The sequence below is a fragment of the Olsenella sp. CU969 genome (assembly GCF_905219715.1).
GTDB lineage: Bacteria > Actinomycetota > Coriobacteriia > Coriobacteriales > Atopobiaceae > Granulimonas > Granulimonas faecalis.
The window spans coordinates 1-1832 of the sequence record NZ_CAJMXC010000143.1; the positions used below are offsets into that span (position 1 = coordinate 1).

Annotated in this window: 3 protein-coding genes; all 3 read left to right on the plus strand. The window is 48.1% G+C overall.

What is annotated here, in order from left to right; all coding sequences use genetic code 11:
* Window positions 1-67: 67 nt before the first annotated feature.
* Window positions 68-904 (plus strand): NAD(P)-dependent oxidoreductase, encoded by an 837-nt coding sequence (locus tag JX283_RS08235; RefSeq protein WP_204406684.1) that lies wholly within the window; start codon window positions 68-70, stop codon window positions 902-904.
* Entirely contained in the window at window positions 894-1487 is a 594-nt protein-coding gene (locus JX283_RS08690) for a DapH/DapD/GlmU-related protein (protein WP_204406685.1), read from the plus strand. The genes JX283_RS08235 and JX283_RS08690 overlap by 11 nt, the downstream gene beginning before the upstream one ends.
* A 19-nt stretch (window positions 1488-1506) precedes the next feature.
* Window positions 1507-1832, plus strand: a 326-nt coding sequence (locus JX283_RS08245) for a glycosyltransferase (RefSeq protein WP_204830143.1), incomplete at its 3' end; no start/stop codon positions are given.

Consider the following 1832-nt stretch of genomic DNA (forward strand, 5'->3'; position numbering starts at 1 on the left):
CCTCGCTCCGGTCATGGCTCGGAAAGGTTCTTGGGCTCGGTCTGATTGAGGCGAACAAGGAGAGGCAATGAGGATTCTGGTTACAGGTGCCGACGGTTATATTGGCCGAGGAGTTGTTAACCAACTCCTCGGCTCCGGTCATAGCGTCATAGCAATGGGGCTGAATTCCTGCGGAATCAGACACGATCATCTCGAGGAATATGTGGGTGATGTATTCTCTTTCGACTTAAATAGGATTGACCCTCCCGACGTCTTGCTCCATTTGGCGTGGAGAGATGGATTCTCTCACAATGATTTATCCCATCTGGAAGATTTGCCCAAGCATTATCTGTTTATCAGGCGTGCCCTTGAATCTGGGGTTTCGCGCGTCGCGGTCATGGGCTCCATGCATGAAGTTGGGTATCACGAGGGCGTGGTGGACGAGAACGTGCCATGTAATCCCACTACACCTTACGGTGTTGCTAAAAATGCACTTAGGCAGCTGACTGGTGAATTGTGCCGTCAATCCGGAGCGCGGATGCAGTGGCTCAGAGGGTTTTACCTGGTTTCCAATGACGGCCGCGGTAGCTCTATCTTCTCTAAGCTGGTTCAGGCCGAACATAGCGGAGCTGCTGAATTCCCCTTCACGAGCGGTAGGTGTAAGTATGATTTCTTGCCCTACGATGAATTCTGTGCTCAGGTTGTTGCTGCTGTTACGCAAGATGAGATTAATGGAATCATCAATATATGTTCGGGAGTACCAATAGCACTAGGTGAGTACATCGAGAAATTCATTATAGATAACAACTATTCTATAAAGCTCGCCTATGGCAAGTATCCCGATCGACCCTATGATTCCCCTGCTATCTGGGGCGATAGCTCCAAAATTAATAGGATACTTGCAAAGGCACGAGATGATGATTAACCAGTATGGCCTTGGTGAGACTATCGGAAACATAATCTACCTGCTATATACAAAGATTGTGTTTCCCCATGCGCGTTTGATCCGGTTGCCATTTTATTTACGCGGAGATCGGGGCAATTTCGTCTATGGCGAGGGGCTGACTCTTGGCTATGGGTGTCGATTTGAGACGGCTGGAGACAAGGCCCTTCTTGAGATTGGGTCGAACTGCAAGTTTAATGACCGTGTTCATATTGTAGCTCATCAATCTGTTGTAATCGGCGATAATGTCTTAATCGCTTCAAACGTATTTATCACAGATACGAGCCATGGAAGCTATGGTCAAAATGGTTCATCCCCAGACCAGGCGCCCGATGATCGCGATTTAGTCGTGTCGCCGACAACCATTGGCAATAAAGTGTGGATTGGTGAGGGTGTCTGTATTATGCCTGGAGTTACTTTGGGCAGTGGGTGCGTTGTTGGTGCCAATTCGGTCGTCACAAAATCATTCCCAGCCAACACAGTGGTTGCAGGCGTTCCAGCTAGAGCAATCAAGCACTGGAACTCAAGCTTAAGGCAATGGGAGGGTGCTGAGCATGCTATCTAGCGCATCCGTTGCAATGGCCGTGTACAACGGTGAGTTGTTTCTCCCGTTGCAGATTGAATCGATATTGAAACAGCTGCATCCTAATGATGAGCTCGTGATATCTTACGATGAATCCACTGACTCAACACTTAGCATTATTGAGGGCTATGCATCGAGGGACAGCCGTGTACGGGTTGTTCGCAACAACGCTCCGGGTATTATCGGTAATTTCAATAATGCGATTGCTCACTGTGCCAATGACACAATCTTCATTAGCGACCAGGATGACGTATGGCTTGAAGGTAAACGCGACAGGGTGATAGATAAACTGAATGAAAGTGGCGCTGATTTACTGATTCATAATGT

Excerpts from the sequence above, each read along its gene's own strand:
- JX283_RS08235 (WP_204406684.1), top strand. The coding sequence starts at position 68 with ATGAGGATTCTGGTTACAGGTGCCGACGGTTATATTGGCCGAGGAGTT.
- JX283_RS08690 (WP_204406685.1), top strand. The coding sequence starts at position 894 with ATGATGATTAACCAGTATGGCCTTGGTGAGACTATCGGAAACATAATC.